Source organism: Pseudomonas sp. LS1212 (assembly GCF_024741815.1).
In the GTDB taxonomy this organism is placed as follows: Bacteria; Pseudomonadota; Gammaproteobacteria; order Pseudomonadales; family Pseudomonadaceae; genus Aquipseudomonas.
Map to the genome: position 1 here is coordinate 4,485,162 of NZ_CP102951.1, position 22,946 is coordinate 4,508,107.

Consider the following 22,946-nt stretch of genomic DNA (forward strand, 5'->3'; position numbering starts at 1 on the left):
ATAAATATTTGATTAGAGGACAAAAAATGGGTCGGGTTCCAGCAGCCCGTCGGCTCAATCTATGACAGGCAGCTTCCCAAAACACGTACCAGCTTCTGTGCCCGTGGATCCATCAGGACGTACGGCCCAAGGGTATTGGTCACAAAGCCAAATGCCACGTCATGTTCAGGGTCGGCGAAACCGACCGAACCACCGGCACCCGGGTGGCCAAAAGCCTTGGCGCCCAGGCCGAAGGTCGCATTCGGCACCTGGGGTTGATCGAGCATGCAACCCAGGCCGAAGCGGGTCTGGGTCAGCAGGGTCTTGTCCTGGCCAATGCTGTGTTCGCGGGTCATCTCCTCGAGCAATTCGAATTCCAGCAGGCTGCCATCGAGCAAGCCGCTATAGAAGCCGGCCAGGCTGCGTGCATTGCCATGGCCGTTGGCGGCAGGTTGCTGCATGCGCCGCCATTCCGGCTTGTTGGTACTGGTGAGGATCGACGGCGGGTTGGTGAAGGCCCGCGTGGACATGGCCTCAGGTTCACGCATCGTGACCTGCAGCAGACGCTGGGCCGCCTCATCGCCCAGGTTACCCTTGCTTCGAGCGATATGGGCAACCCGGTAGAATTCTTCATCGGCCAGGCCGACATGGAAATCCAGCCCCAGCGGTCGCGCAACCCGGGCCACGATCGACTCGCCCGGCCCGCGTCCGTCGGCGCGGCGAATCAGCTCGCCGATCAACCAGCCATACGTAATGGCGGCATAGCCATGCCCTTCCCCAGGGGTCCACCAGGGGGCTTCAGCGGCCAGTGCGTCGACCATGGTTTGCCATTGATACAGGGCCTCGGGAGGCAGCAATTCACGCAGCGCCGGCAAACCTGCCTGGTGGCAGAGCAATTGCCGCAAGGTGATGGCCTGCTTCCCGGCTGCAGCGAACTCCGGCCAATAGCGGGCGACCGGCACATCCAATTGCAGTTTGCCCTCGGCGACCAACTGCAGCGCAGTGACCGCCGTGAAGGCCTTGGTGCAGGAGAACAGGTTGGCAATGGTGTCGCTGTGCCAGGCCTCCTTACCGTCCTTGTCGGCGGTGCCTGCCCAGAGATCGAGCACGGTTTCCCCGCCGATCTGGATACACAGCGCCGCCCCGCGCTCTTGTGGATCATCGAAGAGCGCGGCAAAGGCTTCGCGCACGGCTTCGAACTTGAGTTCGAAATGGCCCTGAATCTGCACCCGGTGACTCCCTGCACTACCATTTTTCAAAGGGGTGAGCATTGTTCCAGCCCTTGCAGGTTTTGGGAACAGATGCGAGCCAGGCGGTCAGCCCGGTATTGACCACTCATTGCTCGGGAACCGTCTGATCGACCGTCTCTGCAGGCACCTGAACATTGTCCTTGACCTGCTCCGCTGGTGCATCAGGCACTGCGGCCGCGGCCGTCTTGCCCACTTGTTGCAGGGTTTGCAGGTTGCTTTTGCGCACGGCGCCGACGAAGCCCTGGAAGGGCACATCGGTAATCCCGACCAGACCGAAGTGGCCGTTTTCGCCATCGAGCAAACGTCCGGTCACAGGTTGATCGAGGTACTGGAACCAGTGCGCACCGACAATGGACGGCTCTTCCATGGCGGCCTTGAGGAACGCGGCATAAGCGCTGCCGCGGTCTTCTTCCCTGGCCACCTCCATCACACCTGGCGAGAAGGGCCCACGATCACGCGAACCGAAATGGAATTCGCTGACCAGCAAGGGCTTGTCCAACGCTTTCAAGCGGCCGAAATCATAGCCATCCTGCGGCTTCGGCGTGTAGAAATTGAAGCTCAGGACATCACAGTATTGGGCGCAGGCATCGACCGCTTCTGGCGTGCTCACGGCAAAGCGGCCGCCCAGCAACAGGTGATTGGGCGCGTGCCAATTCAGCGAATCGGAAATGGTCTTGAAGTAGGTATCGGCAAACACCCGCTGGAAGTGCTTGAAGTCAGCCTCGATCTCCGGGTGCTCAGGGCTTGGCAGTGGCGGCTCGAAGCCTGGGTCTTCCATCAATTCCCACGCTGGAAGATCGATACCCCAGGCCTTGGACAGACCGGCCTGGTTACGGTATTTGTCGCGCAGTTGTTTGAGGAAGGCGCGCTTGGCCGGCACGTCGGTGGTCAAGCGCAGTGTGCCGTACGCCAAGGCGTAGCGCGCTTTCGGATCGTCGCCGGGGCCGGCCCAGGCCAGTTCGTTGTCGGCGAAGTAACCGATCAGCCAAGGGTCGTCACGGTGATCACGGGCAGCAATGGCCACGGCCCGCTCGGTGGCCATGGCAAAGCGCGGATCGAACGGGTCTGGCATGCCGCCCCACCAATCGGAACCTGTGCTGATACTGGCGTAGTCGCCGACGATCGACAGTGGCAACGTGTAAGGCACGCGATCGTTTTTCATCAGACCAGGGTCGCTCCAGTTACCCAGGGTGTTGAAACCCCAGGCCTGCAGACGATCGAGGGTATGGCCCTGCCAGCGCTTGGCATCGAAAGTGGGTGGCGGGCAGTTTGTGGCTTGCGGTTGCTCGCTGGCAGTTTCGACCTGAGCAGCATCGACCTTGCCGGCTTCGGCAGTGCCTGCTGCCGCTTCAGCGGTTTTCACACAAGGTTGGGCATTGGCGCGGGCCAGGTTGGCGGCGTAGAAATCGTACCAGCGCCCGCTGTTGTAGCCTCTGTCCCTGGAAGAACCATTACCATCGCGGTTGTCGCTCTCACCGTAGTAATGAGCCAACGGCTCTTCTCCCTGGGGCAGCCCCGAGAACATCCATTCGCGACCGGCGACATAAGTCTTGCCGCCATCGGCTGCAACGGCATTGACCCCCAGCGAATAAAACGGGTGCCCCTCTGGCGTTACCAGGTACCAGCGCCCGTCGCGTTTTTCGGTACGGAAAAAGCCCTTGGCCTCGAATCCCGGCCCCTGCGTCCAGCCACCGAACTTGTCCAGAGGCTGCTTGGCGCGTTCGGCGAGCCAGGTCTTGAGTACCTGCTGCTCCTTGCTCGCGGCCGTTTTGAGCTGTTCATCGCTGCCGACTTTTTCCGGCCATTTGCTGCGCGTGTGCTGGCCATAGCTATCGACAATGGCGCTATAGGCCGCTTTCGGCAGCTCATCGCTATCCTGCACCCCAAAGCGCTCGAGCAGGATGCTCTGGGCCACGGCCGGCTTGTTCATTGACAAGGTCACCGAGACCACCTTGCTCAGGTCCAGCTCGCCGACACTGCTGGCCAACAACAGGCGTTGACCGTCCTGCTGCCAGGGCATGGGGGGCCCGGCACGCATGCCGTGAGTCAGTGGCGTACTGGTGCGCAATGGCACCAGCAATGTCTGCGCGGGGCCGGCCGGCAGGTCGACCCGGCTGGTCAGGGCCTTGCCATCACTGCTCTGGATCGTCACATCGACGGTCAGCGCCCAATTCATCGCGCTCTGGATTCGCAGGGTCATGGCGCTTGCCGCGGACCAGTCCCACACGCCGCTTTGCGGTGTCAGGCGCAGGCTCGGGCGTTCGACAGGGTTGAACACCACCCGACGCAATACCTCGCCTTCGGCCGTCTGCTCCGCGTTGGACTGTGGCAGGCTGGCATTTTCAGTCGCCACCTGAACCACATCGGCAGGGCGAACGAAGTTGAACAGCGTCTGCTGGGCCGCCCACGACGGGGTAGCGAACAACAGTGCAAATACAGCGGGCAACGAACGGCGAATCATAGTGATCCAGCTCTCCTTGATGGGCTTGGGCCTTGACGACAGTGCATAGACAACGCCGCGCGACATTGATGCGAAACGCGTCAGGAAATTTCCCGGCGAAAAGGCGGCAAGGCATTGAGGATAGCCTTGCCATAGCGTTGCGTGACGACACGCCGGTCGAGCAAGGTGATGGTGCCGCGATCCTGTTCGGTGCGCAGCAGGCGCCCGCAGGCCTGAATCAGGCGCAGCGAGGCATCGGGCACGGCGATCTCCATGAAGGGATTGCCGCCGCGGGCCTCGATCCACTCGGCCAGGGCTGCCTCGACCGGGTCATCCGGCACCGCAAAGGGAATCTTGGCAATGACGACGTGTTCGCAGTAGGCACCCGGCAGGTCGACCCCTTCGGCGAAGCTGGCCAGGCCGAACAGCACGCTGGAATCGCCACCGTCGACACGCGCCTTGTGCTTGTTCAGGGTTTCCTGCTTGGACAGGTTGCCCTGGATGAAAACCTGCTTGCGCCAGTCGCGGTCCAGCCCATCGAACACGTCCTGCATCTGCTTGCGCGAAGAGAACAGCACCAGCGTGCCGCGCGAACCTTCCACCAGCTCCGGCAGGTCACGGATGATGGCCGCGGTGTGGGCCGTCGCATCGCGCGGGTCGGCACGCAGGTCCGGCACCCGCAGCAAACCGGCGTCGGCATGATGGAAGGGGCTTGGCACGATCGTGGTCACGGCAGTCTTGGGCAACCCGGCACGCATGCGGTAGCGATCGAACTTGCCCAGCGCGGTCAAGGTCGCGGAGGTCACCAGTGCGCCGTAGGCGACATTCCACAGATTGCGCCGCAGCATTTCCGCCGCAAGGATCGGGCTTGCGTTGACTTCGATGTCGAACATCGCCCCGCTTTCGGCCAACGTCAACCAGCGCGCCATGGGCGGGCTGTCTTGCGGGTCCTCGGCGGTGAACGCCGTCCACAGTTCCCAGTTACCCTGGGCGCGCATCAGCAGGCTGCCGAACAGCGGATACCATTCTTCGGCCTGATGGCTGGCAATTCCGATGCTGACCTCGCCGTCCATGCCTTCCTTGAGCAACTCGGTGAGCCGAGTGAAGACGTCGGTCAGACGAGAGAAGCCCTTCTTCAGTTCGATGCCCATCTCGCGCATGTGCTCCGGCACGACGCCAGCGACAAAGCGATGGCGCGGCCGCTCGCGGCCTTCCATGTCTTCGCCGGCGCGGAAATCGGCAAGTTGTTCGCAGGCGCTGAACATGAATTGCTGCTGGGTCTTGATCTCCCGGGCCAGTTCCGGGACTTGCTCGATCAGCTTGCCCAGATCGCCCGGCAACGGATGCTGGGCCAGCAGCTTGGTCAGGTTCTTGGCCGTTTGCTCGAGCCAGTCGGCGGTGGAGCGTAGCCGCGTGTAATGCGCGAAATGGCCGATGGCCTTGTCCGGCAGGTGATGACCTTCGTCGAATACATACATGGTGTCGCGGGGGTCCGGCAGCACTGCGCCGCCGCCCAGGGCCAGGTCGGCCAGGACCATGTCATGGTTGGTCACGATCACATCGACCTTACCCATGCCCTCGCGCGCCTTATAAAAGGCGCATTGCTGGAAGTTCGGGCAATGGCGGTTGGTGCATTGGCTGTGATCGGTGGTCAGGCGCGCCCAGTCATGGTCTTCCAGGGCCTGGGGCCAGCTGTCGCGGTCGCCGTCCCATTTGTTGCCGGCGAGCTTCTCGATCATGCTGGTAAACAGCTTCTGGCTGGCTTCATCGACTTCGATCTTGAAGCCTTCTTCTTCGAACAACTGCGCCGTGGCGTTCTGCGCATGGCCTTCCTGCAAAAGGATGTCGAGTTTCGACAGGCACAGGTAGCGGCCCCGGCCCTTGGCCAGGGCAAAGCTGAAGTTCAGCCCGCTGTTGCGCATAAGGTCAGGCAGGTCCTTGTAGACGATCTGCTCCTGCAGGGCGACGGTGGCCGTGGCAATGACCAGGCGCTTGCCCGCGGCCTTGGCGGCCGGAATCGCCGCCAGGCTGTAGGCCACGGTCTTGCCGGTACCGGTACCGGCCTCGACGGCAACCACCGCCGGATCGCCGCTGCGCCGGCCTTCATCGTCGCAATCGATATCGCCCAGCACCTTGGCGATTTCAGCAATCATCAAACGCTGGCCGTAGCGGGGCTTGAGGCTCTTGGCTTCGAGAAAACGCGAATAGGCGCCCTGGATCTGGGATTTGAGTTCGTTACTGATCATGGTTCTGGGGCGCGCGAGCCTGGATAAATTTTCAGTGTTTCGGATAGGCCGCTATCATACCCCGCTATTGAATCGAGCGCTGAACGGAGATCCTGCATGACCCCCTTTGCTATCCCCTACACATTGCATGTACTGGCAGCCCTGATTTGGGTCGGCGGTATGTTTTTCGCCTGGATGATCCTGCGTCCCGCGGCGATGACAACCCTTGAAGGCCCCGCCCGGCTGAAGCTGTGGGTGGAAGTTTTCCGACGTTTTTTTGTCTGGGTCTGGGTTGCCGTGGTGATTCTTCCGATCAGTGGCGTCGGCATGATCCACATGCGCTATGCCGGGTTCGAAGCCGCGCCACGCTACGTTCACGTCATGATCGGGCTCTACATCGTCATGACGGCGCTGTTTATCCGGATTCAATCGCTGCAATTGCCGCAACTGCGTCGCGCCGTCGATACAGCGGATTGGTCGACAGGTTCCGCCACGCTGGGCCGCATCCGTCGTCTGGTGGGGATCAATCTGATCATTGGCATGGTACTGGTCGCGCTCGCTTCGGTTCGGCCGATGCTGTAACTGCGCATCAAAGCGGACACCTCGTTCCCACGCTCTTGGAGTGGGAACGAGATAAAAGGCAGCAGCCCTGTTACAGACGCTGTACCGAAACAGAGCCCGCGGCACCCGCCACCCCAGGTTGCCCCGGCGCTCCCGGTTGACCACTGCGACCACCCTCGGCGCGGTAGACCAGGCAGCCCTTGCTCGCGCCACCGGCACCCGCCTTGCCCGGCGCGCCAGCCACGCCACCCGCACCACCCTCGACACGTACCTTGATCTGTTCACCCGGGAAGTTACGCGGCACCTGCAGACGCACCTGGGCACCCGCAGCACCAGAATGACCATCGCCTCCGTTGTCGCCATCGGCACCCTTCCCGGCCTGCCCCCACGTGCAGCCTGCCGCCTCGCCATTACCACCGTCCAGGCCCGCATAGCCTGGCGCGCCGGCGCCACCGCGGGCGTCGATCGAAAGCTCCTGTGCGCTCAAGGACTGCAACTGCAAGTCAAGGTTGCGCCCTGGCAGCGCCGGCTTCAGGTGAGTGCCAGGTGCACCACGGGCCATTATCTGGCTGCCGGTGCCCAGCTGCGCGCGCTGCGCATGCAGACGCAATTCCTTTTCGCCCGGCACGATCGCGATTCGCGCTTCATGGCCCAGGCGCAACTCACCCACATTTATTTCGGTCAGATTGGACGGAATCAGCAAGGTGCCATAATCGGCCACTTCCAGGCGCTCGAGCTGCACAACGCTGGCCTTGCCGGGCAATCGCATCAGCGAGTGGGCGTCGACGCTGATGACTTCAGCCGTGGCCATGGGGCTGCACAATGCAGCCAGTACGATCAACTTACGCATGCCTGGAAGCCCCCGTCGGTGCCGAAATCGATTGCACATGAAAAATACCCACCAGCAAGATCTGCAGTCGATCGAACCAGCGATGGCTGCGCCCACGCAAACGGCGATTGAACAGCAACACTTCCAGCGCATGGAGCAGCAGCAGCGCAGCGCCCACGGCATTGATCAGCAGGTTGAATGGATTGATCATAGGCATGAACAGATTCAGCAGCACCACCCACCAAAACACCACTGTCAATGCCTTGCCCACCCCCCAAAACCACTTCATACGCGCCCCTTGCAAATTATTCTTGGTATAGAGGAGCGATCATGGTCGCTCCCGCGAGGCCCCTGCAGGGCTCAAGATTCAGGCTTGAACCATGACAGGATATCTCCTGCCCGCACAGTAACGGCTTGCAGGCCTCTTATACCAGAGGTCTGTTTCAATTCAGATGAAGCTCCACCCTGCGGTTCTTCGCCCGACCTTCTGCTGTTGAGTTGTCGGCCACCGGCTCGCTTTCACCACGCCCTTGGCTGGTGACTTTCTCCGGCGAAAGGCCCTGAGTGATCAGAAAATCCGCAACATTTCCGGCACGACGCTCCGAGAGGTTCTGGTTATAGGCCTCGGAGCCCTGGCTGTCGGTAAACCCGACAACCAAGAGCGCCTTCATGCTCGGGTCGTTGAGTTTGTCTATAAGCACCGCCAGTTTGCTGGTGGCAGCCCCCGTCAATTCGTCGGAATTGACGGCGAACATGAGGTTACCTTCGTCGTTGAGGGTAATGACGTCCGAGACAGGAGGCCGTGCAGGCTCGCTGACCGGGTACTGCGGCAGCGGGCAACCATTGTGCTTGACGGGAGTGTTGGCCGGCGTATCGGCGCAACGATCACGACGATCGAATACGCCGTCGCTGTCTTCATCGCCATCCTGGGTGGTGGCGCACCCCGAGAAAATACTGCTGACCAGAAGGACGGGAACCGCTGCCCTGGATAACACACTCATGTGAAATGCTCCTGTGTCACCGGCCCCATACCGGTCACACAGGAGTAAAGACCGGCCCACAGGACTTAACAAGCGGGGCCGGCCGGGCTTCAGCGGTTGATCTTGATCTCCACGCGACGGTTCATTGCACGCCCGTCAGCGGTCTTGTTGTCGGTGACCGGCTGGGATTCACCCGCACCCTCGACCGCAACGAAACTGCTGCGTGGCACACCGCTTTCCACCAGGTAATCGGTCACCGATTGCGCGCGTTTCTGCGAGAGTTTCTGGTTATAGGTATCGCTGCCCACGCTGTCGGTATGACCGGTAACTTCCAGCCTGGCGCCGGGTGCTTCGTTCTTCAGGCGAGTGGCAATCTTGTCCAGACGGACCTTGTCGGCTGCGGTCAGGCGGGCAGAGTCGAACTCGAACAGGACGTCACGAATCACGATCACCTCTTCCTTGACCACCACGACCTCTTCAACCACAGGCGCCGGGGCTGGTGGGCAGCCATTGGCATCGACCTGAACACCTCGCGGAGTACCAGGGCACTTGTCACGGCTGTCAGGCACACCATCGCCATCCTCGTCGCCGTCGCCATGCACCCAGCAATAGCCGGCCGCCATGCCGGCCCCAATGAGAGCACCCCAGCCAGCCCAGGTCGAGCTCTCTGTAGCGCCCAGTGCAGCACCAGTAACGCCCCCGACAGCAGCGCATGTCGGCCAGTCGGTTTTTTGTAAACCTGCACAACCAGACAGCACACTGGTTAGCAGAACCAGGGGTAATGCCGTGCGCACAATGCTCATTTTAAGGTTTCTCCTTGGAGATTAAGTTAAAACCCGTACTCTGGGAGTAAAGCCCCCTCAATCCATCTCCGCCAGCAATAAGCCATTATTGGAATAACATGTACGTAGGACCAGGCCCCAAGCTAGTCTTGGCAGTATTAAAAGAGGACTCTTGATGAATGACGGTTTTTCTTCGCGCACGCCCCAGCAAGCGCTGGCGGCATTGCTCGATCGCTATGCCCCGCAGCGGCTTTTGCTGGTCGGCAGCCGCTTCCCGGCACTGGACGCCTTCGAGGCTGCCCACCCGGACACCGCTGTGTATGTAGCCGAACCCGGCCCTCTGCCGGCGACATTGGCCGGGCAACGCTTCGACCTGGCACTGGCAGTAGGCTGCCTGGAACAACTGAACAAAAGCAGCGGCCAGAAACTGCTGGGCGGCATCCGCAACCTCAATGCCAGCCGCATTGCCGTGCTCGCCGACCTGACGGCCTGTGGCTGGAGCGAAACCGACTTCTATTCCCTGGCCCTGCAAGCCAGTGAACGTTTCAAACGCGATGACCAGGTCTTGAGCCTGTTCACTTATGATCTACGCGAATACAAACAGGTGCCGGACTGGCTCAACGCCAAGTTCTGGGCCAACCCGCAAAACTTTGGCAAGTATTGGTGGTGATCGAATGAGTGTCTCGATCTGTCCCTGCGGCAGCGGCAATCTACTGGACGCCTGTTGCGGGCATTATCACAACGGTCACCCGGCACCCGACGCGCAAACGCTGATGCGCTCGCGCTACAGCGCGTATGTGCTTGGGTTGATCGACTATCTGGTGGCCACCACCTTGCCGGCGCAGCAGGCCGGTCTCGATCGCCAGTCGATCAGTGACTGGAGCGCACAAAGCACCTGGCTGGGCCTTGAAGTGGAAAGCGCCGAAGTCCTGGGCGGCCAGCCCGAGCACGCCTTCGTGACCTTCACCGCGCGTTGGCACGATGAAGCCGGCGAGCACAGCCACCGCGAACGCTCTTCGTTCGTGCAGAACGACGGGCATTGGTATTTCATCGACCCGACCGTACCACTCAAGGCCGGGCGCAATGATGTCTGCCCTTGTGCCAGCGGCCAGAAGTTCAAGAAATGCTGCGCCAGTTACATCAAGACCTGATCTGGAGCAGACTCGAGGGAACTGCCGGAGAAGTGAAATGCATGCACGGGCACAAATCACGGGCATTATCGGCCTTCTCATTCTGCTGAACCTCTCCGGCTGCTCGACCTGGTTCACCGGTAACTTCCAGGACCCCGACATTCACCTGGTCAAGGTCGAAGTGATCGAGGCCAAACTGCTGGAACAGCAGTTCATGCTGCATTTTCGCATCGACAACCCCAACGACTCGAATTTGCCCATTCGCGGCCTGCAGTACACCATCCGACTCAACGACATCCTGCTGGCCGACGGTGAATCCAGCGACTGGTTCACCATCCCGGCCAACGGCCGCGAATATTTCCAGGTGCCGGTGCGCACCAACCTCTGGCGACACCTGAAAGACATCGCCAGGCTGCTGAAAAATCCCGACCAGCCGATCCGCTATCGGCTCGATGGCGAACTTAAAACCGGATTATTCTTCGGCCACGACCTGCACTTGGCGCGCAGTGGTGAGATAATTCCCGGCGATTTTATTCCGGAGTGACCCCAGATGACCCAGCAACCCCATGTTCATGGCCCAGACTGCAACCACGACCATGATCATCATCACGATCATGATCACGGCCACGTTCACGGTCCGCACTGCAACCACGAACCCCAGGAGCCGGTGCGCAACGCCCTGAAGGACGTAGGTCGCAACGATCCCTGCCCGTGCGGCAGCAACAAGAAGTTCAAGAAGTGCCACGGCGCCTGAGCCGGGCAAGCGAAAACGGCCTGATGATCAGGCCGTTTTCATTTTTGCAAATAAAGGCCCTGCCCCTGCTTGCGTGGCGTCATCGCGCTCACTAACGTAGCGCCTTTCCCGATGCCACACCCGCAGGAGCCTCGCCATGGCCTCGCCAGCCCTTACACATTTTCTCCCCAGGTTCGGCGCAGCCGCAGCGATGGTCGGGCTACTGGGCCTGACGGGATGCCAATCCTGGCTCGATCGCAGCTACAACGACAGTCTGCCGGCGACCACCGGCGTACAGCAACTCAAGGGCCTGGCGCAGAGCGTTTCGGTGCGGCGCAACGCCATGGGCATGCCGCTGATCGAAAGCAGCAACTTCCATGACGCCCTGTTCGCCATGGGCTATGTACATGCCAGCGACCGCATCAGCCAGATGGTCGGCATGCGCCTGCTCGCTCAAGGTCGCCTGGCCGAAATGGCCGGCCCCGGCGTACTGGAGATTGACCGTTTCATGCGCACCGTCAATCTGAAAAAGGACGCCAACGCGCTCTACGCTGCCGCTTCGCCACGCCTCAAGCGCTTCTTCGAGGTCTATGCCCGCGGGGTCAACGCCTATCTGTTCCGCTATCGCGACAAGTTGCCGATGGACCTGGCCGAATCCGGCTATCGCCCGGAATACTGGAAGCCGGAAGACTCTGCATTGGTCTTCTGCCTGTTGAACTTCGGGCTGTCGGTCAACCTGCAGGAAGAAATTGCATCGCTGGTCCTGGCCCAGAAAGTCGGTGCCGACAAGCTGGCCTGGCTGCTGCCAAGCTACCCGGACGAGCCGCTGCCGTTCGCCGAAGCGGACAAACTCAAGGGCCTGAGCCTCGTCGGCCAGGTGCCAGGGCTAGGCGACCTGAACAACGTCGCGAGCCAACTTACCGACCTTCACATGCTGGGCGTGGCCGCCTCGAACAACTGGGCCATCGCCCCCCAGCGCAGCCGCACCGGCAAAAGCCTGCTGGCCAACGATACCCACCTGCCGATCGCGATTCCGTCGGCCTGGAACTACGTGCAGATACGCGCGCCGAAGTACCAGGCAGCCGGGGTCTCCATCGCCGGCGTGCCAGGCATCGTCGCCGGGTTCAACGGCAAAGTGGCCTGGGGCATGACCATGGTCATGGGCGACAACCAGGACCTGTTCCTGGAAAAGATCAAGCGCGAAGGCAACCGCCTCTACTATGAAGTCGATGGCAAGTGGCAGCCTGCGATCGCACGCAACGAAACCTTCTTCATCAAGGGGCAGCGGCCGATCCGCGAAACGGTCTATGAAACTCGCCACGGGCCACTGCTCAACAGTGCCCTGGGCGAGCGCAAGAATGCCCTGCAGCCTCAGGCCCTGAGCAGCGGCTTCGGCCTGGCCCTGCAAACACCCGACCTCAAGGGCGACAAGAGCATGGACGCGCTCTTCGACCTGTCCCGCGCCCAGAACGTGGAAAAGGCCTTCGAGGCCAGCCGCGAAATCCGTGCCTCGGCGCTGAACCTGGTGCTTGCCGACGCCCAGAGCATCGGCTGGCAAGTCACGGGGCGCTTCCCCAATCGTCGCGAAGGCGAAGGCCTGCTGCCGTCGCCTGGCTGGCAAGGACGCTATGACTGGGACGGTTACGCCGACCCGATGCTGCATCCCTATGACCAGGACCCGACCCAGGGCTGGCTGGGCACCGCCAACCAGCGCACTGTGCCCAGTGGCTATGGCATGCAGCTGTCCAATTCCTGGTATTACCCCGAACGCGGCGAGCGCATTGCCGAACTGGCCGGTGCCGGCAAGCACGATACGCGCAGCATGATCGCCATGCAGTACGACCAGACCACCCTCTTCGACGGCAAACTGAAGAAAATGTTCGAGGCTCCCGGCATGGCCCAGCCGCTCAAGCAGGCTATCGATGCCCTGCCCGAGAGCGAACGGGCGAAGGCACGCGAGGCCTACAGCCGGCTGATGGCGTTCGATGGCAAGCTCAGCCCGCAGTCGGCCGATGCCGCGCTGTACGAGCTTTTCCTGCAGGAAAGCGCCAGACAGACCTTCCTCGATGAGCTGGGCCCCGACGCAAGCCCCGCCTGGAAGGCCTTCGTCGCCAACGCCGACCTGTCCTACTCGGCCCAGGCAGACCATCTTCTCGGTCGCGAAGACAGCCCCTATTGGGACGACGTCAAGACCGCGCGCCAGGAAGACAAGCCGGCGATCCTGGCGCGCAGCCTGGCCGCCGCCGTCAGCAGCGGCGAAAGCCAACTGGGCAGCGATCGCCGGGCCTGGCAGTGGGGCAAACTGCACCGCTACACCTGGACAGCCGACAGCAGCAAACTGGCGCCCTTCATGAGCGCCGGCCAAGGGGCCCGCATCAACGCCTTGAGTGGCTACCTGAACCGCGGCCCACTTCCGGCCGGCGGCGACCACACCACCCTCAATACCTCGGCTTATCACTGGGGGCAGGATTTCAATACCTGGCTGATTCCAGCCATGCGCATGGTGGTCGACTTCGGTCAGGCCGAGCCAATGATCGGCCTCAACAGCACGGGCCAGTCCGGTAACCCGGCCAGCCCGCACTATGCCGATGGCATCGACGCCTGGCTCAAGGGCCAGTACGTGAGCTTCCCGATGCAACCACAGAACTTCGACAAGACCTACGGCAGCAAGCGCCTGACACTGGTGCCCGGCAAATAAGAGCGACCTGTTTCGAGACGTATGGTGCGGAACTTGCTATGAATGTGATGTCTGGCATCTGCCGGTAACGCACCTCACACGCTTCCAATGCTCATTTGGATCTAAGGACTGCACAATGAAAAAAGCATGGCTGACGCTTTCTGCACTGGCACTTTGTCTGTCGGCGGGCACCACCCTGGCCAAGGAATACAAGGAACTACGGTTTGGCGTCGATCCCTCCTATGCCCCCTTCGAGTCCAAGGCCGCCGACGGCAGCCTGGTAGGCTTCGACATCGACCTGGGCAACGCGATTTGTGCCGAGCTGAAAGTCGAGTGCAAATGGGTCGAAAGCGATTTCGACGGCATGATTCCTGGCCTGAAAGCCGGCAAGTTCGACGGCGTGATCTCGTCGATGACCGTGACCCCTGCGCGGGAAAAAGCCATCGATTTTTCCGATGAACTGTTCTCGGGACCAACCTCCTTCGTATTCAAGAAAGGTTCCGGCCTTAGCGAAGATACGGCCTCGCTCAAAGGCAAGACCGTGGGCTACGAGCAAGGGACCATCCAGGAAGCCTATGCCAAGGCCGTACTGGACAAGGCCGGCGTGAAAACCCAGGCCTACCAGAACCAGGATCAAGTATATGCCGACCTGGTTTCCGGCCGCCTCGACGCCTCGATCCAGGACCTGCTGCAAGCCGAACTGGGCTTCCTGAAGTCGCCACAAGGTGTCGATTTTGAAGTCAGCAAGCCCGTCGACAGCCCTCTGCTGCCCGCCAAAACCGCGATCGGTATCAAAAAGGGTAACAACGAGCTGAAGGCACTTTTGAATAAAGGTATCAAAGCGTTACACGATGATGGCACCTACGCCACTATTCAAAAGAAACACTTTGGCGATCTGAATCTGTACAGCGGCCAATAATCCGCGACCTGGCGCTCATTCCCGGGTGGGGATGAGCGCACCTCATTGACTGCCAAGGGCCTGATTCATGTTCGAAGACCTGTTGCAGCACCTGGGGCTCTCGGCATTCAGCTTGAAGGGCTTTGGCCCGCTGTTGCTGCAAGGCACCTGGATGACCATCAAACTGTCCATTCTCTCGCTGCTGCTGAGTGTTGTCCTGGGGCTGCTCGGCGCCAGCGCCAAGCTCTCGAGCGTGCGCCTGTTGCGCATTCCTGCGCAGCTCTACACCACGCTGATTCGCGGGGTGCCGGACCTGGTGCTGATGCTGCTGATTTTCTACAGCCTGCAAACCTGGCTGACCGACCTCACCGACGCCTTGGAATGGGAATACATCGAGATCGACCCGTTCAGCGCCGGGGTCATTACCCTGGGTTTTATCTACGGGGCCTACTTCACCGAGACCTTCCGTGGCGCGATCCTGTCTGTGCCGCGCGGGCAGGTCGAAGCCGCCACCGCTTATGGCCTCAAGCGCGGCCAGCGCTTTCGCTTCGTGGTCTTCCCGCAAATGATGCGCTTCGCCCTGCCCGGTATCGGCAATAACTGGATGGTGATGCTCAAGGCCACTGCGCTGGTCTCCATCATCGGCCTGGCCGACCTGGTCAAGGCGGCCCAGGATGCGGGCAAGAGCACCTATCAACTGTTCTACTTTCTGGTCCTTGCGGCGCTGATCTACTTGCTGATCACCAGCGCGTCGAACCTGGCCCTGCGCTGGCTGGAGCGGCGCTACAACGTAGGCACCCGGGAGGCCGTGCGATGATCGAGCTTCTGCAGGAATACTGGCGTGCGTTTCTTTACACCGATGGCTACCACATCACGGGCCTGGCCATGACGCTGTGGTTGCTCAGTGCTTCGCTGGCCATCGGCTTCCTGGTATCGATACCGCTGTCGATTGCGCGGGTTTCACCCAGGCGTTGGGTGCGCTGGCCAGTGCAGTTCTACACCTACCTGTTTCGCGGCACGCCTTTGTATATCCAGCTGCTGATCTTCTACACCGGGATCTACAGCCTCGCCGCCGTGCGCGCCCAGCCGCTGCTCGACGCCTTCTTTCGCGACGCACTGAACTGCACCATCCTGGCCTTTGCCCTGAACACCTGTGCCTACACCACGGAAATCTTCGCCGGGGCCATTCGCAGCATGAACCATGGTGAAGTCGAGGCGGCCAAGGCCTATGGCCTTCGCGGCTGGAAACTCTATGCTTACATCATCATGCCGTCGGCCTTGCGCCGTTCGTTGCCGTTTTACGGCAATGAGGTGATTCTGATGCTGCATTCGACCACCGTGGCCTTTACCGCCACCGTGCCTGACGTTCTGAAGGTCGCTCGCGATGCCAACTCGGCAACTTTTCTGACCTTTCAATCGTTCGGCATCGCAGCAATGATCTACCTGACGGTGACGTTTGCCCTGGTCGGCCTGTTCCGTCTGGCTGAACGGCGCTGGCTGGCGTTTCTCGGCCCTGCACACTAGGACTTTTCATGCACCATCGGATACATGCGTTACTCGCCCCGGTGCCCGGCATCGCCCGGCAGATCCACAGTTTCCACTTCGGCCCGCAGGGCGCCGGCAAAGTCTATATCCAGGCCTCGCTGCATGCCGATGAACTGCCCGGCATGCTGGTGGCCTGGCACCTCAAGCAGCGCCTCGCCACCCTGGAAGCCCAGGGCCTGCTGCGCAGCGAGATTGTGCTGGTTCCCATCGCCAACCCGGTGGGCCTGGAACAGGTATTGATGGATGTTCCGCTGGGGCGCTATGACCTGCAGAGCGGGGAGAATTTCAACCGCAACTTCCTCGACTTGAGCGATGAGGTCGGGGACGAGGTCGAGGCCCAGCTCAACGATGATCCGCGGCACAATCTGGAGTTGATTCGCTCCAGCCTGCACCGGGCACTGATCCGGCTGACCGCCCCCACGCCCCTGCAATCCCAGCGCCTGACCCTGCAGCGGCTGGCGTGCGATGCCGACATGGTGCTCGACCTGCACTGCGACTTCGAAGCGGTGGAACACCTCTACACCACGCCCGAGGCCTGGCCCCAGGTCGAACCCCTGTCGCGCTACCTCGGTGCCCAGGCCAGCCTGCTGGCCACGGACTCGGGCGGACAGTCCTTCGATGAGTGCTTCACCTTGGTCTGGTGGCAATTGCAGCAGCGCTTCGGCGAACGCTTTCCGATTCCCCAGGGCAGCTTCTCGGTCACTGTCGAGCTGCGCGGCCAGGGCGATGTGTCCCACCCGCTGGCCACTGCCGACTGCGAGGCGATCCTCAAGTACCTGGTGCGTTTCGGGGCCATCGAAGGCGAACCCGCCCCGCTGCCACCCTTGCCGTACCCCGCCACGCCGCTGGCCGGTGTGGAACCGGTAGCCACGCCAGTCGGCGGCCTGTTGGTATTCCATTCCCTGCCCGGTGAATTCCTGCAGTCAGGGCAATTGATCGCCGAGATCATCGACCCCGTCAGCGACAGCGTCACCCCTGTTCGCAACGAACAACCGGGCTTGCTGTATGCCCGCTCGCTGCGACGCATGGCCACTGCCGGCATGGTGATTGCCCATGTTGCGGGCCGTGAAGCCTACCGCAGCGGCTACTTGCTTTCGCCTTGAGGATGCCTTGCGCATGTACAAACTGACCATTGAAGGCCTGCATAAAAGCTACGGCGACCAGAAAGTACTCAAGGGTGTTTCGCTCAAGGCCAGGACTGGCGACGTGATCAGCCTGATCGGCGCCAGCGGCTCGGGCAAAAGCACCTTCCTGCGCTGCATCAATTTCCTCGAGCAGCCCAACGAGGGCAGCATGACCCTTGACGGGCAGGCGATACGCATGGTGCACGACCGCCATGGCATGCACGTGGCCGATGCCGATGAGCTACAGCGCATCCGCACCCGACTGGCCATGGTGTTCCAGCACTTCAACCTCTGGAGTCACCTGAGCGTGCTGGAAAACATCAGCATGGCCCCGCGCCGAGTGCTCGGCGTGAGCAAACAGGAGGCCGAAGAGCGGGCCCGGCGATATCTGGACAAGGTTGGCCTGGCCAGCCGTGTGGCCGATCAATACCCGGCCTTCCTCTCCGGCGGCCAGCAACAGCGGGTGGCCATCGCCAGGGCCCTGGCCATGGAGCCGGAGGTGATGCTGTTCGACGAACCGACCTCGGCACTCGACCCGGAGTTGGTAGGCGAAGTGTTGCGCGTTATCCAGGGGCTGGCTGAAGAAGGCCGGACCATGATCATGGTCACCCATGAGATGAGCTTCGCCCGGCAGGTGTCCAGCCAGGTGCTGTTCCTGCATCAGGGCGTAGTCGAGGAGGAAGGGCCGCCGGCCGACGTACTCGGCAATCCGAAAAGCGAACGGCTGCGACAGTTCCTCAGCGGTAATCTGAAGTAGCGATTGCACCGCAGCGGTCGGTGCGGGCCTGGGCTGTCAGAGCATTTCAGACGACAGGCGCTGGCGGAGGCTCATCCGGCAAGGTCGGCTCGCCAGGTTCGGTGGGCTGCTCGTTGGGGGTATCAGGGTCGGGTTGACCGGGTATGCCTCCCCCCATGCTGGCGTGGGGGTGCGCCAACAGCGACCAAGCCAGCAAGCCAACCTGATTGGGTTGCAGCAAGGTCAGTTTCGCAGTGATTTTCGGGTCGATTTTCATAAGGCACTCCTGAGCGAGGTTCGGTCCAGCTCGCTTCACGCAAACCGAAATGATTCAACCGTTGGAGTGCCTGGTGGCGAAGGAACTCCTTCGCCTGTTCGGCTCAGGTGCGCGGCAGTGTCACGCCACGCTGGCCCTGGTATTTGCCGCCACGGTCCTTATAGGAAACTTCGCATTCCTCATCGGACTCCAGGAACAGCATCTGCGCGATCCCTTCATTGGCATAGATTTTTGCCGGCAGGGTCGTGGTGTTGGAAAACTCCAAGGTAACGTGACCTTCCCACTCAGGCTCGAGCGGCGTCACATTCACGATAATCCCGCAACGTGCGTAGGTGCTCTTGCCCAGACAGATGGTCAGGACATTGCGCGGGATGCGGAAGTATTCAACCGTGCGCGCCAGGGCGAAAGAATTCGGCGGGATGATGCAGACGTCGCTCTTGACGTCGACGAAGCTCTTCTCATCGAAGTTTTTCGGATCGACGGTCGCCGAGTTGATGTTGGTGAACACCTTGAATTCGTCGGCGCAACGCACGTCGTAGCCATAGCTCGAAACCCCGAAGGAGATCAGCCGGTCCGCGCCTTCGCCGCGCATCTGACGCTCGACGAAAGGCTCGATCATGCCGTGCTCTTGCGCCATGCGGCGAATCCACTTGTCCGATTTGATGCTCATGGCGGGTGTCCTGAAATAGCGAGGTGGAGAAATTCTGTGCGGCATCTTACCGGGCCGGGCGCCGGGTTCAAAGTTCCACGGCGTTTCGGTCGTCGGCAGCGCGATTCACGAGGGGGTTCGTACCGGGGGCCAGAGCCGTGAAAATGACGATTCAAGCCGCTAGTCATGAAAACCGCGAAACCTGAACAAGACCATTGGCAGGCCCCGGAAAAAGGGTTAAGGTGGCGCCACTGTGCTGCTTGTGTCACTGAGAATCTCTACCCGATGTTAGATTTCGATCAAACCATCTTCATGAATTTTCCTGCTCTTTGCACTCAGTCTCGGCCAGGGCGTTTCCTGAGTCGTAGTTAACTTTGTCCAAGGAGATTCACCATGTCCAATCGCCAAACCGGTACCGTCAAGTGGTTCAACGATGAAAAAGGCTTCGGCTTCATCACCCCACAATCCGGTGACGACCTGTTCGTACACTTCAAAGCCATCCAGGCTGACGGTTTCAAAAGCCTGAAAGAAGGCCAGCAAGTTTCTTTCGTCGCTACCCGCGGCCAGAAAGGCATGCAAGCTGAAGAAGTTCAAGTTATCTAACTTGTACTGACGCAGAAAAAAAAGCCCCGCCCTCAAAAGCGGGGCTTTTTTGTGCCTGCAAGTTTTATTCTCGACACAAACTCCTCACTTGTGGGAGCTGGCTTGCCAGCGATGGCTTCACCGCAGTGTGTCAGACAGACCGCGTCGCCAGCATCGCTGGCAAGCCAGCTCCCACAGAAGTCAGTAATCAATCGTCGCTGATGGTGATATTCGGCATCGCCGGCGCCGACGCTTCCTGCAGCACGATCCGCGCGCCCACCTGTCGGGCCAGCTCCTGATACACCATGGCAATCTGGCTTTCCGGCTCGGCAATGGCCGTCGGCTTGCCACTATCGGCCTGCTCGCGGATCAGTATCGACAGCGGCAGCGACGCCAGCAGCTCGACGCCATACTGCGCAGCCAGCTTCTCGCCACCGCCCTCACCGAACAGGTGTTCGGCATGGCCACAGTTCGAGCAGATATGCACGGCCATGTTCTCGACCACGCCCAACACCGGAATGTTGACCTTGCGGAACATCTCCACGCCTTTCTTGGCATCGAGCAAGGCCAGGTCCTGCGGCGTGGTGACAATGACAGCACCAGCCACCGGCACTTTCTGCGCCAGGGTCAGCTGGATATCGCCGGTACCTGGCGGCATGTCGATCACCAGGTAATCCAGGTCGTTCCAGGCGGTCTGGGTGATCAATTGCAGCAAGGCACCGGAGACCATCGGGCCGCGCCAGACCATTGGCGTGTTGTCGTCGGTCAGGAAAGCCATGGACATGACTTCCACGCCATGCGCCTCAAGTGGCACGAACCATTTCTGCTCCTTGACCTTGGGCCGGGTGCCTTCGGCGATGCCGAACATCACGCCCTGGCTCGGGCCATAGATATCGGCGTCGAGAATTCCCACCCGCGCGCCTTCGCGGGCCAGTGCCAGCGCCAGGTTCGCAGCGGTGGTCGATTTACCGACCCCGCCCTTGCCGGAAGCCACGGCAACGATGTTCTTCACGTTGGCCATGCCCGGAATCTGCGCCTGAGCCTTGTGCGCGGCGATCACGCAATTGATCTCGACCTTGGCCGAACTCACGCCGTCGAGCGCTTCGATGGCCATTTGCAGCATCTGCGCCCAGCCATTCTTGAACAAACCCGCGGCGTAACCCAGCTCCAGTTGCACGCTGACGTGCTCGCCCTGGATGTCGATGGCGCGGACGCACCCGGCGCTGACCGGGTCCTGATTCAGATAAGGGTCGGTGTACTGGCGAAGGACGGCTTCCACCGTTGCGCGGCTGATGGTGCTCATGGGCACTCCCGATAAAAGACTGGGCAAATTAGGCGGCTATCCTAACCGTTCTGACAACCCGAGGGCATGGTTTCGCTGCATCGAATGTATCGATACCCCCCTCGATCGGTGCCCATGGGGTGAAATAAATTTCACGGCGCTTTATAGTGGCCGACCTCCGTTTCACATCAAGTAGCCGAGCCCCATGTCCGAGCCACGCAAGATCCTCGTCACCAGCGCCCTGCCCTATGCCAATGGTTCCATTCACCTTGGCCACATGCTCGAGTACATCCAGACCGACATGTGGGTGCGCTTCCAAAAGCATCGCGGCAACCAGTGCGTCTATGTCTGCGCGGACGATGCTCACGGCTCGGCAATCATGCTGCGCGCCGAAAAGGAAGGGATCACTCCCGAACAACTGATCGCCGCGGTCCAGGCCGAACACAGCGGTGACTTTGCCGACTTCCTGGTGGATTTCGACAATTTCCACTCCACTCACGCCGAAGAAAACCGCGAGCTGTCGAGCCACATCTACCTGAAGCTGCGTGAAGCCGGGCATATCGCCACGCGCTCGATCACCCAGTACTTCGACCCGGAAAAGCAGATGTTCCTGGCCGACCGCTTCATCAAGGGCACCTGCCCCAAATGCGCGGCCGAAGACCAGTACGGCGACAACTGCGAAAAATGCGGTGCGACCTACACCCCGACCGAACTGAAGAACCCGAAGTCGGCGATTTCCGGCGCCACGCCGGTGCTCAAGGATTCCCAGCACTTCTTCTTCAAGCTGCCTGACTTCCAGGCCATGCTGCAGGGCTGGACCCGCAGCGGCACCCTGCAGGACGCCGTGGCCAACAAAATCGCCGAGTGGCTGGATTCCGGCCTGCAAGAGTGGGACATCTCCCGCGATGCGCCGTACTTCGGCTTCGAGATCCCGGACGAGCCGGGCAAGTACTTCTATGTCTGGCTGGACGCGCCGATCGGCTACATGGCCAGTTTCAAGAACCTCTGCGCACGACGTCCGGAACTGGACTTCGACACCTACTGGGCCAAGAATTCCACCGCCGAGCTGTATCACTTCATCGGCAAGGACATCGTCAACTTCCACGCCCTGTTCTGGCCAGCCATGCTCGAAGGTGCCGGCTATCGCAAGCCGACCGCCATCAACGTGCACGGCTACCTGACCGTAAACGGCCAGAAGATGTCCAAGTCGCGCGGCACCTTCATCAAGGCTCGCACTTACCTCGATCATCTGTCGCCGGAATACCTGCGCTACTACTACGCCGCCAAGCTGGGGCGTGGCGTCGACGACCTGGACCTGAACCTGGAAGACTTCGTTCAGAAGGTCAACTCGGATCTGGTCGGCAAGGTGGTCAACATCGCCAGCCGCTGCGCCGGCTTCATCCACAAGGGCAACGACGGCGTGCTGGTGGCCGACAATGCCGCACCGGAACTGACCGAAGCCTTCCTGGCGGCAGCACCAGGCATCGCCGAAGCCTACGAATCCCGTGACTTCGCTCGCGCCATGCGGGAAATCATGGGCCTGGCCGATCGCGCCAACGCCTGGATCGCCGACAAGGCGCCGTGGGCCCTGGCCAAGCAGGAAGGCAAACAGGATGAAGTCCAGGCCGTCTGCGCCCTGGGGGTCAACCTGTTCCGTCAACTGGTAATCTTCCTCAAACCGGTCCTGCCATTGCTGGCGGCCGATGCCGAGGCCTTCCTGAACGTGCCACCCCTGACCTGGGACGATCACAAGACCCTGCTCGCCAACCACCAGCTGAACCCGTTCAAGGCCCTGATGACCCGCATCGACCCGGCCAAGGTACAAGCCATGACCGATGCCTCCAAAGAGGACTTGACCGCCAGCCAGGCCAGCACGCCCGCCGGCAACGGCGAGCTGCTCAAGGATCCACTGTCTCCGGAGATCGAATTCGACACCTTCGCCGCCGTGGACCTGCGCGTCGCCCTGATCCTCAAGGCCGAAGCCGTGGAGGGTGCAGACAAGCTGCTGCGCCTGACCCTGGACATCGGTGACGAGCAGCGCAACGTCTTCTCGGGCATCAGGTCGGCCTACCCGAACCCTGCCGAGCTTGAAGGTCGCCTGACCATGATGATCGCCAACCTCAAGCCACGTAAAATGCGCTTCGGCATCTCCGAAGGCATGGTCATGGCGGCAGGCCCTGGTGGGGAAGAGATTTACCTGCTCAGCCCCGACAGCGGCGCCAAGCCTGGCCAGCGCATCAAGTAAGCGCTTTACCCCCGGCCACGAT

At 61.1% G+C, this 22,946-nt stretch carries 23 protein-coding genes; 13 read left to right on the forward strand and 10 right to left on the reverse strand.

The genetic code is table 11. The annotated features are described in order from the left end of the window. Nucleotides 1–59: 59 nt before the first annotated feature. The 3 genes from NVV94_RS20865 to dinG all read right to left on the reverse strand — a co-directional run bounded on the left by NVV94_RS20865 (nt 60) and on the right by dinG (nt 5,915). The gene (locus tag NVV94_RS20865; protein WP_258444255.1) at nt 60–1,208 is read right to left on the reverse strand and encodes a serine hydrolase domain-containing protein; all 1,149 of its coding nucleotides are present in this window, start codon (nt 1,206–1,208) and stop codon (nt 60–62) included. Between the two features lie 106 nt (nt 1,209–1,314). Then, on the reverse strand, nt 1,315–3,690 hold the full coding sequence (locus NVV94_RS20870; protein WP_258444256.1) for a beta-agarase: 2,376 nt from the start codon (nt 3,688–3,690) through the stop codon (nt 1,315–1,317). A gap of 80 nt (nt 3,691–3,770) precedes the next feature. Further along, on the reverse strand, nt 3,771–5,915 hold the full coding sequence (gene dinG / locus NVV94_RS20875) for an ATP-dependent DNA helicase DinG (RefSeq protein ID WP_258444257.1): 2,145 nt from the start codon (nt 5,913–5,915) through the stop codon (nt 3,771–3,773). A 96-nt stretch (nt 5,916–6,011) separates the two neighbouring features. Between dinG and NVV94_RS20880 the strand changes: the two genes are divergently transcribed. Next, nucleotides 6,012–6,476, forward strand: a complete 465-nt coding sequence (locus NVV94_RS20880; protein ID WP_258444258.1) for a CopD family protein — start codon at nt 6,012–6,014, stop codon at nt 6,474–6,476. A gap of 70 nt (nt 6,477–6,546) precedes the next feature. Here NVV94_RS20880 and NVV94_RS20885 read toward each other — a convergent pair whose 3' ends face one another. The 4 genes from NVV94_RS20885 to NVV94_RS20900 form a co-directional block, all read right to left on the reverse strand. Beyond that, nucleotides 6,547–7,305, reverse strand: coding sequence for a collagen-like protein (locus tag NVV94_RS20885; RefSeq protein WP_258444259.1), 759 nt, complete (start codon nt 7,303–7,305; stop codon nt 6,547–6,549). Next, nucleotides 7,298–7,573 carry a DUF1145 domain-containing protein gene (locus NVV94_RS20890; protein WP_258444260.1) on the reverse strand — a complete coding sequence of 92 codons (276 nt, stop codon included), beginning with the start codon at nt 7,571–7,573 and terminating at the stop codon, nt 7,298–7,300. Before NVV94_RS20890 ends, NVV94_RS20885 begins: the two co-directional genes overlap by 8 nt. A gap of 154 nt (nt 7,574–7,727) precedes the next feature. Further along, nucleotides 7,728–8,285: an OmpA family protein gene (locus NVV94_RS20895; RefSeq protein ID WP_258444261.1), complete on the reverse strand. Its 558-nt coding sequence runs from the start codon at nt 8,283–8,285 to the stop codon at nt 7,728–7,730. A gap of 89 nt (nt 8,286–8,374) precedes the next feature. Further along, nucleotides 8,375–9,067 carry an OmpA family protein gene (locus tag NVV94_RS20900; protein ID WP_258444262.1) on the reverse strand — a complete coding sequence of 231 codons (693 nt, stop codon included), beginning with the start codon at nt 9,065–9,067 and terminating at the stop codon, nt 8,375–8,377. 154 nt (nt 9,068–9,221) lie between these two features. Here NVV94_RS20900 and NVV94_RS20905 point away from each other — a divergent pair, with 154 nt between their 5' ends. The 10 genes from NVV94_RS20905 (at nt 9,222) to NVV94_RS20950 (ending at nt 17,910) form a co-directional block, all read left to right on the forward strand. After that, nucleotides 9,222–9,716, forward strand: a complete 495-nt coding sequence (locus tag NVV94_RS20905; protein WP_258444263.1) for a DUF6231 family protein — start codon at nt 9,222–9,224, stop codon at nt 9,714–9,716. A 4-nt stretch (nt 9,717–9,720) separates the two neighbouring features. Next, a complete protein-coding gene (locus tag NVV94_RS20910) occupies nt 9,721–10,197 on the forward strand; it encodes a YchJ family protein (RefSeq protein ID WP_258444264.1) in 477 nt (158 codons plus the stop codon). Between the two features lie 37 nt (nt 10,198–10,234). Beyond that, nucleotides 10,235–10,720 carry an LEA type 2 family protein gene (locus NVV94_RS20915; protein WP_258444265.1) on the forward strand — a complete coding sequence of 162 codons (486 nt, stop codon included), beginning with the start codon at nt 10,235–10,237 and terminating at the stop codon, nt 10,718–10,720. Between the two features lie 6 nt (nt 10,721–10,726). Then, a complete protein-coding gene (locus NVV94_RS20920; protein WP_166358770.1) occupies nt 10,727–10,930 on the forward strand; it encodes an SEC-C metal-binding domain-containing protein in 204 nt (67 codons plus the stop codon). A gap of 136 nt (nt 10,931–11,066) precedes the next feature. Next, nucleotides 11,067–13,607, forward strand: coding sequence for a penicillin acylase family protein (locus NVV94_RS20925; RefSeq protein ID WP_258444266.1), 2,541 nt, complete (start codon nt 11,067–11,069; stop codon nt 13,605–13,607). A 115-nt stretch (nt 13,608–13,722) separates the two neighbouring features. Continuing rightward, the gene (locus NVV94_RS20930; protein ID WP_258444267.1) at nt 13,723–14,505 is read left to right on the forward strand and encodes a transporter substrate-binding domain-containing protein; all 783 of its coding nucleotides are present in this window, start codon (nt 13,723–13,725) and stop codon (nt 14,503–14,505) included. A gap of 67 nt (nt 14,506–14,572) precedes the next feature. Next, entirely contained in the window at nt 14,573–15,301 is a 729-nt protein-coding gene (locus NVV94_RS20935; protein WP_258444268.1) for an ABC transporter permease, read from the forward strand. Beyond that, nucleotides 15,298–16,008 (forward strand): ABC transporter permease, encoded by a 711-nt coding sequence (locus NVV94_RS20940; RefSeq protein ID WP_258444269.1) that lies wholly within the window; start codon nt 15,298–15,300, stop codon nt 16,006–16,008. Before NVV94_RS20935 ends, NVV94_RS20940 begins: the two co-directional genes overlap by 4 nt. A gap of 8 nt (nt 16,009–16,016) precedes the next feature. Further along, nucleotides 16,017–17,132: a succinylglutamate desuccinylase/aspartoacylase family protein gene (locus NVV94_RS20945; RefSeq protein WP_258444270.1), complete on the forward strand. Its 1,116-nt coding sequence runs from the start codon at nt 16,017–16,019 to the stop codon at nt 17,130–17,132. A gap of 13 nt (nt 17,133–17,145) precedes the next feature. Continuing rightward, on the forward strand, nt 17,146–17,910 hold the full coding sequence (locus NVV94_RS20950; RefSeq protein WP_258444271.1) for an ABC transporter ATP-binding protein: 765 nt from the start codon (nt 17,146–17,148) through the stop codon (nt 17,908–17,910). A gap of 46 nt (nt 17,911–17,956) precedes the next feature. On the opposite strand, the gene NVV94_RS20955 is transcribed toward NVV94_RS20950, so the two are convergent. Further along, nucleotides 17,957–18,166, reverse strand: a complete 210-nt coding sequence (locus tag NVV94_RS20955; RefSeq protein ID WP_258444272.1) for a hypothetical protein — start codon at nt 18,164–18,166, stop codon at nt 17,957–17,959. A gap of 103 nt (nt 18,167–18,269) precedes the next feature. Continuing rightward, nucleotides 18,270–18,836 carry a dCTP deaminase gene (dcd, locus tag NVV94_RS20960; protein WP_258444273.1) on the reverse strand — a complete coding sequence of 189 codons (567 nt, stop codon included), beginning with the start codon at nt 18,834–18,836 and terminating at the stop codon, nt 18,270–18,272. 372 nt (nt 18,837–19,208) lie between these two features. On the opposite strand from dcd, the gene NVV94_RS20965 reads away from it, so the two are divergent. Then, complete coding sequence (locus tag NVV94_RS20965; RefSeq protein ID WP_008365925.1) at nt 19,209–19,418, forward strand: cold-shock protein; 210 nt, start codon at nt 19,209–19,211, stop codon at nt 19,416–19,418. A gap of 187 nt (nt 19,419–19,605) precedes the next feature. On the opposite strand, the gene apbC is transcribed toward NVV94_RS20965, so the two are convergent. Beyond that, nucleotides 19,606–20,700 carry an iron-sulfur cluster carrier protein ApbC gene (gene apbC / locus NVV94_RS20970; protein WP_258444274.1) on the reverse strand — a complete coding sequence of 365 codons (1,095 nt, stop codon included), beginning with the start codon at nt 20,698–20,700 and terminating at the stop codon, nt 19,606–19,608. Between the two features lie 184 nt (nt 20,701–20,884). Between apbC and metG the strand changes: the two genes are divergently transcribed. Further along, complete coding sequence (metG, locus tag NVV94_RS20975; RefSeq protein ID WP_258444275.1) at nt 20,885–22,924, forward strand: methionine--tRNA ligase; 2,040 nt, start codon at nt 20,885–20,887, stop codon at nt 22,922–22,924. Nucleotides 22,925–22,946: the final 22 nt, after the last annotated feature.

What these genes read in the sequence shown, in the direction of transcription:
- NVV94_RS20920 (WP_166358770.1), top strand. Translation starts at nt 10,727, where the DNA reads ATGACCCAGCAACCCCATGTTCATGGCCCAGACTGCAACCACGACCAT.
- NVV94_RS20885 (WP_258444259.1), bottom strand. Translation starts at nt 7,305, where the DNA reads ATGCGTAAGTTGATCGTACTGGCTGCATTGTGCAGCCCCATGGCCACG.
- dinG (WP_258444257.1), bottom strand. Translation starts at nt 5,915, where the DNA reads ATGATCAGTAACGAACTCAAATCCCAGATCCAGGGCGCCTATTCGCGT.
- NVV94_RS20955 (WP_258444272.1), bottom strand. Translation starts at nt 18,166, where the DNA reads ATGAAAATCGACCCGAAAATCACTGCGAAACTGACCTTGCTGCAACCC.
- dcd (WP_258444273.1), bottom strand. Translation starts at nt 18,836, where the DNA reads ATGAGCATCAAATCGGACAAGTGGATTCGCCGCATGGCGCAAGAGCAC.
- NVV94_RS20870 (WP_258444256.1), bottom strand. Translation starts at nt 3,690, where the DNA reads ATGATTCGCCGTTCGTTGCCCGCTGTATTTGCACTGTTGTTCGCTACC.
- NVV94_RS20925 (WP_258444266.1), top strand. Translation starts at nt 11,067, where the DNA reads ATGGCCTCGCCAGCCCTTACACATTTTCTCCCCAGGTTCGGCGCAGCC.
- NVV94_RS20910 (WP_258444264.1), top strand. Translation starts at nt 9,721, where the DNA reads ATGAGTGTCTCGATCTGTCCCTGCGGCAGCGGCAATCTACTGGACGCC.
- NVV94_RS20895 (WP_258444261.1), bottom strand. Translation starts at nt 8,285, where the DNA reads ATGAGTGTGTTATCCAGGGCAGCGGTTCCCGTCCTTCTGGTCAGCAGT.
- NVV94_RS20905 (WP_258444263.1), top strand. Translation starts at nt 9,222, where the DNA reads ATGAATGACGGTTTTTCTTCGCGCACGCCCCAGCAAGCGCTGGCGGCA.
- metG (WP_258444275.1), top strand. Translation starts at nt 20,885, where the DNA reads ATGTCCGAGCCACGCAAGATCCTCGTCACCAGCGCCCTGCCCTATGCC.
- apbC (WP_258444274.1), bottom strand. Translation starts at nt 20,700, where the DNA reads ATGAGCACCATCAGCCGCGCAACGGTGGAAGCCGTCCTTCGCCAGTAC.
- NVV94_RS20915 (WP_258444265.1), top strand. Translation starts at nt 10,235, where the DNA reads ATGCATGCACGGGCACAAATCACGGGCATTATCGGCCTTCTCATTCTG.
- NVV94_RS20900 (WP_258444262.1), bottom strand. Translation starts at nt 9,067, where the DNA reads ATGAGCATTGTGCGCACGGCATTACCCCTGGTTCTGCTAACCAGTGTG.
- NVV94_RS20945 (WP_258444270.1), top strand. Translation starts at nt 16,017, where the DNA reads ATGCACCATCGGATACATGCGTTACTCGCCCCGGTGCCCGGCATCGCC.
- NVV94_RS20940 (WP_258444269.1), top strand. Translation starts at nt 15,298, where the DNA reads ATGATCGAGCTTCTGCAGGAATACTGGCGTGCGTTTCTTTACACCGAT.
- NVV94_RS20930 (WP_258444267.1), top strand. Translation starts at nt 13,723, where the DNA reads ATGAAAAAAGCATGGCTGACGCTTTCTGCACTGGCACTTTGTCTGTCG.
- NVV94_RS20965 (WP_008365925.1), top strand. Translation starts at nt 19,209, where the DNA reads ATGTCCAATCGCCAAACCGGTACCGTCAAGTGGTTCAACGATGAAAAA.
- NVV94_RS20890 (WP_258444260.1), bottom strand. Translation starts at nt 7,573, where the DNA reads ATGAAGTGGTTTTGGGGGGTGGGCAAGGCATTGACAGTGGTGTTTTGG.
- NVV94_RS20880 (WP_258444258.1), top strand. Translation starts at nt 6,012, where the DNA reads ATGACCCCCTTTGCTATCCCCTACACATTGCATGTACTGGCAGCCCTG.
- NVV94_RS20935 (WP_258444268.1), top strand. Translation starts at nt 14,573, where the DNA reads ATGTTCGAAGACCTGTTGCAGCACCTGGGGCTCTCGGCATTCAGCTTG.
- NVV94_RS20950 (WP_258444271.1), top strand. Translation starts at nt 17,146, where the DNA reads ATGTACAAACTGACCATTGAAGGCCTGCATAAAAGCTACGGCGACCAG.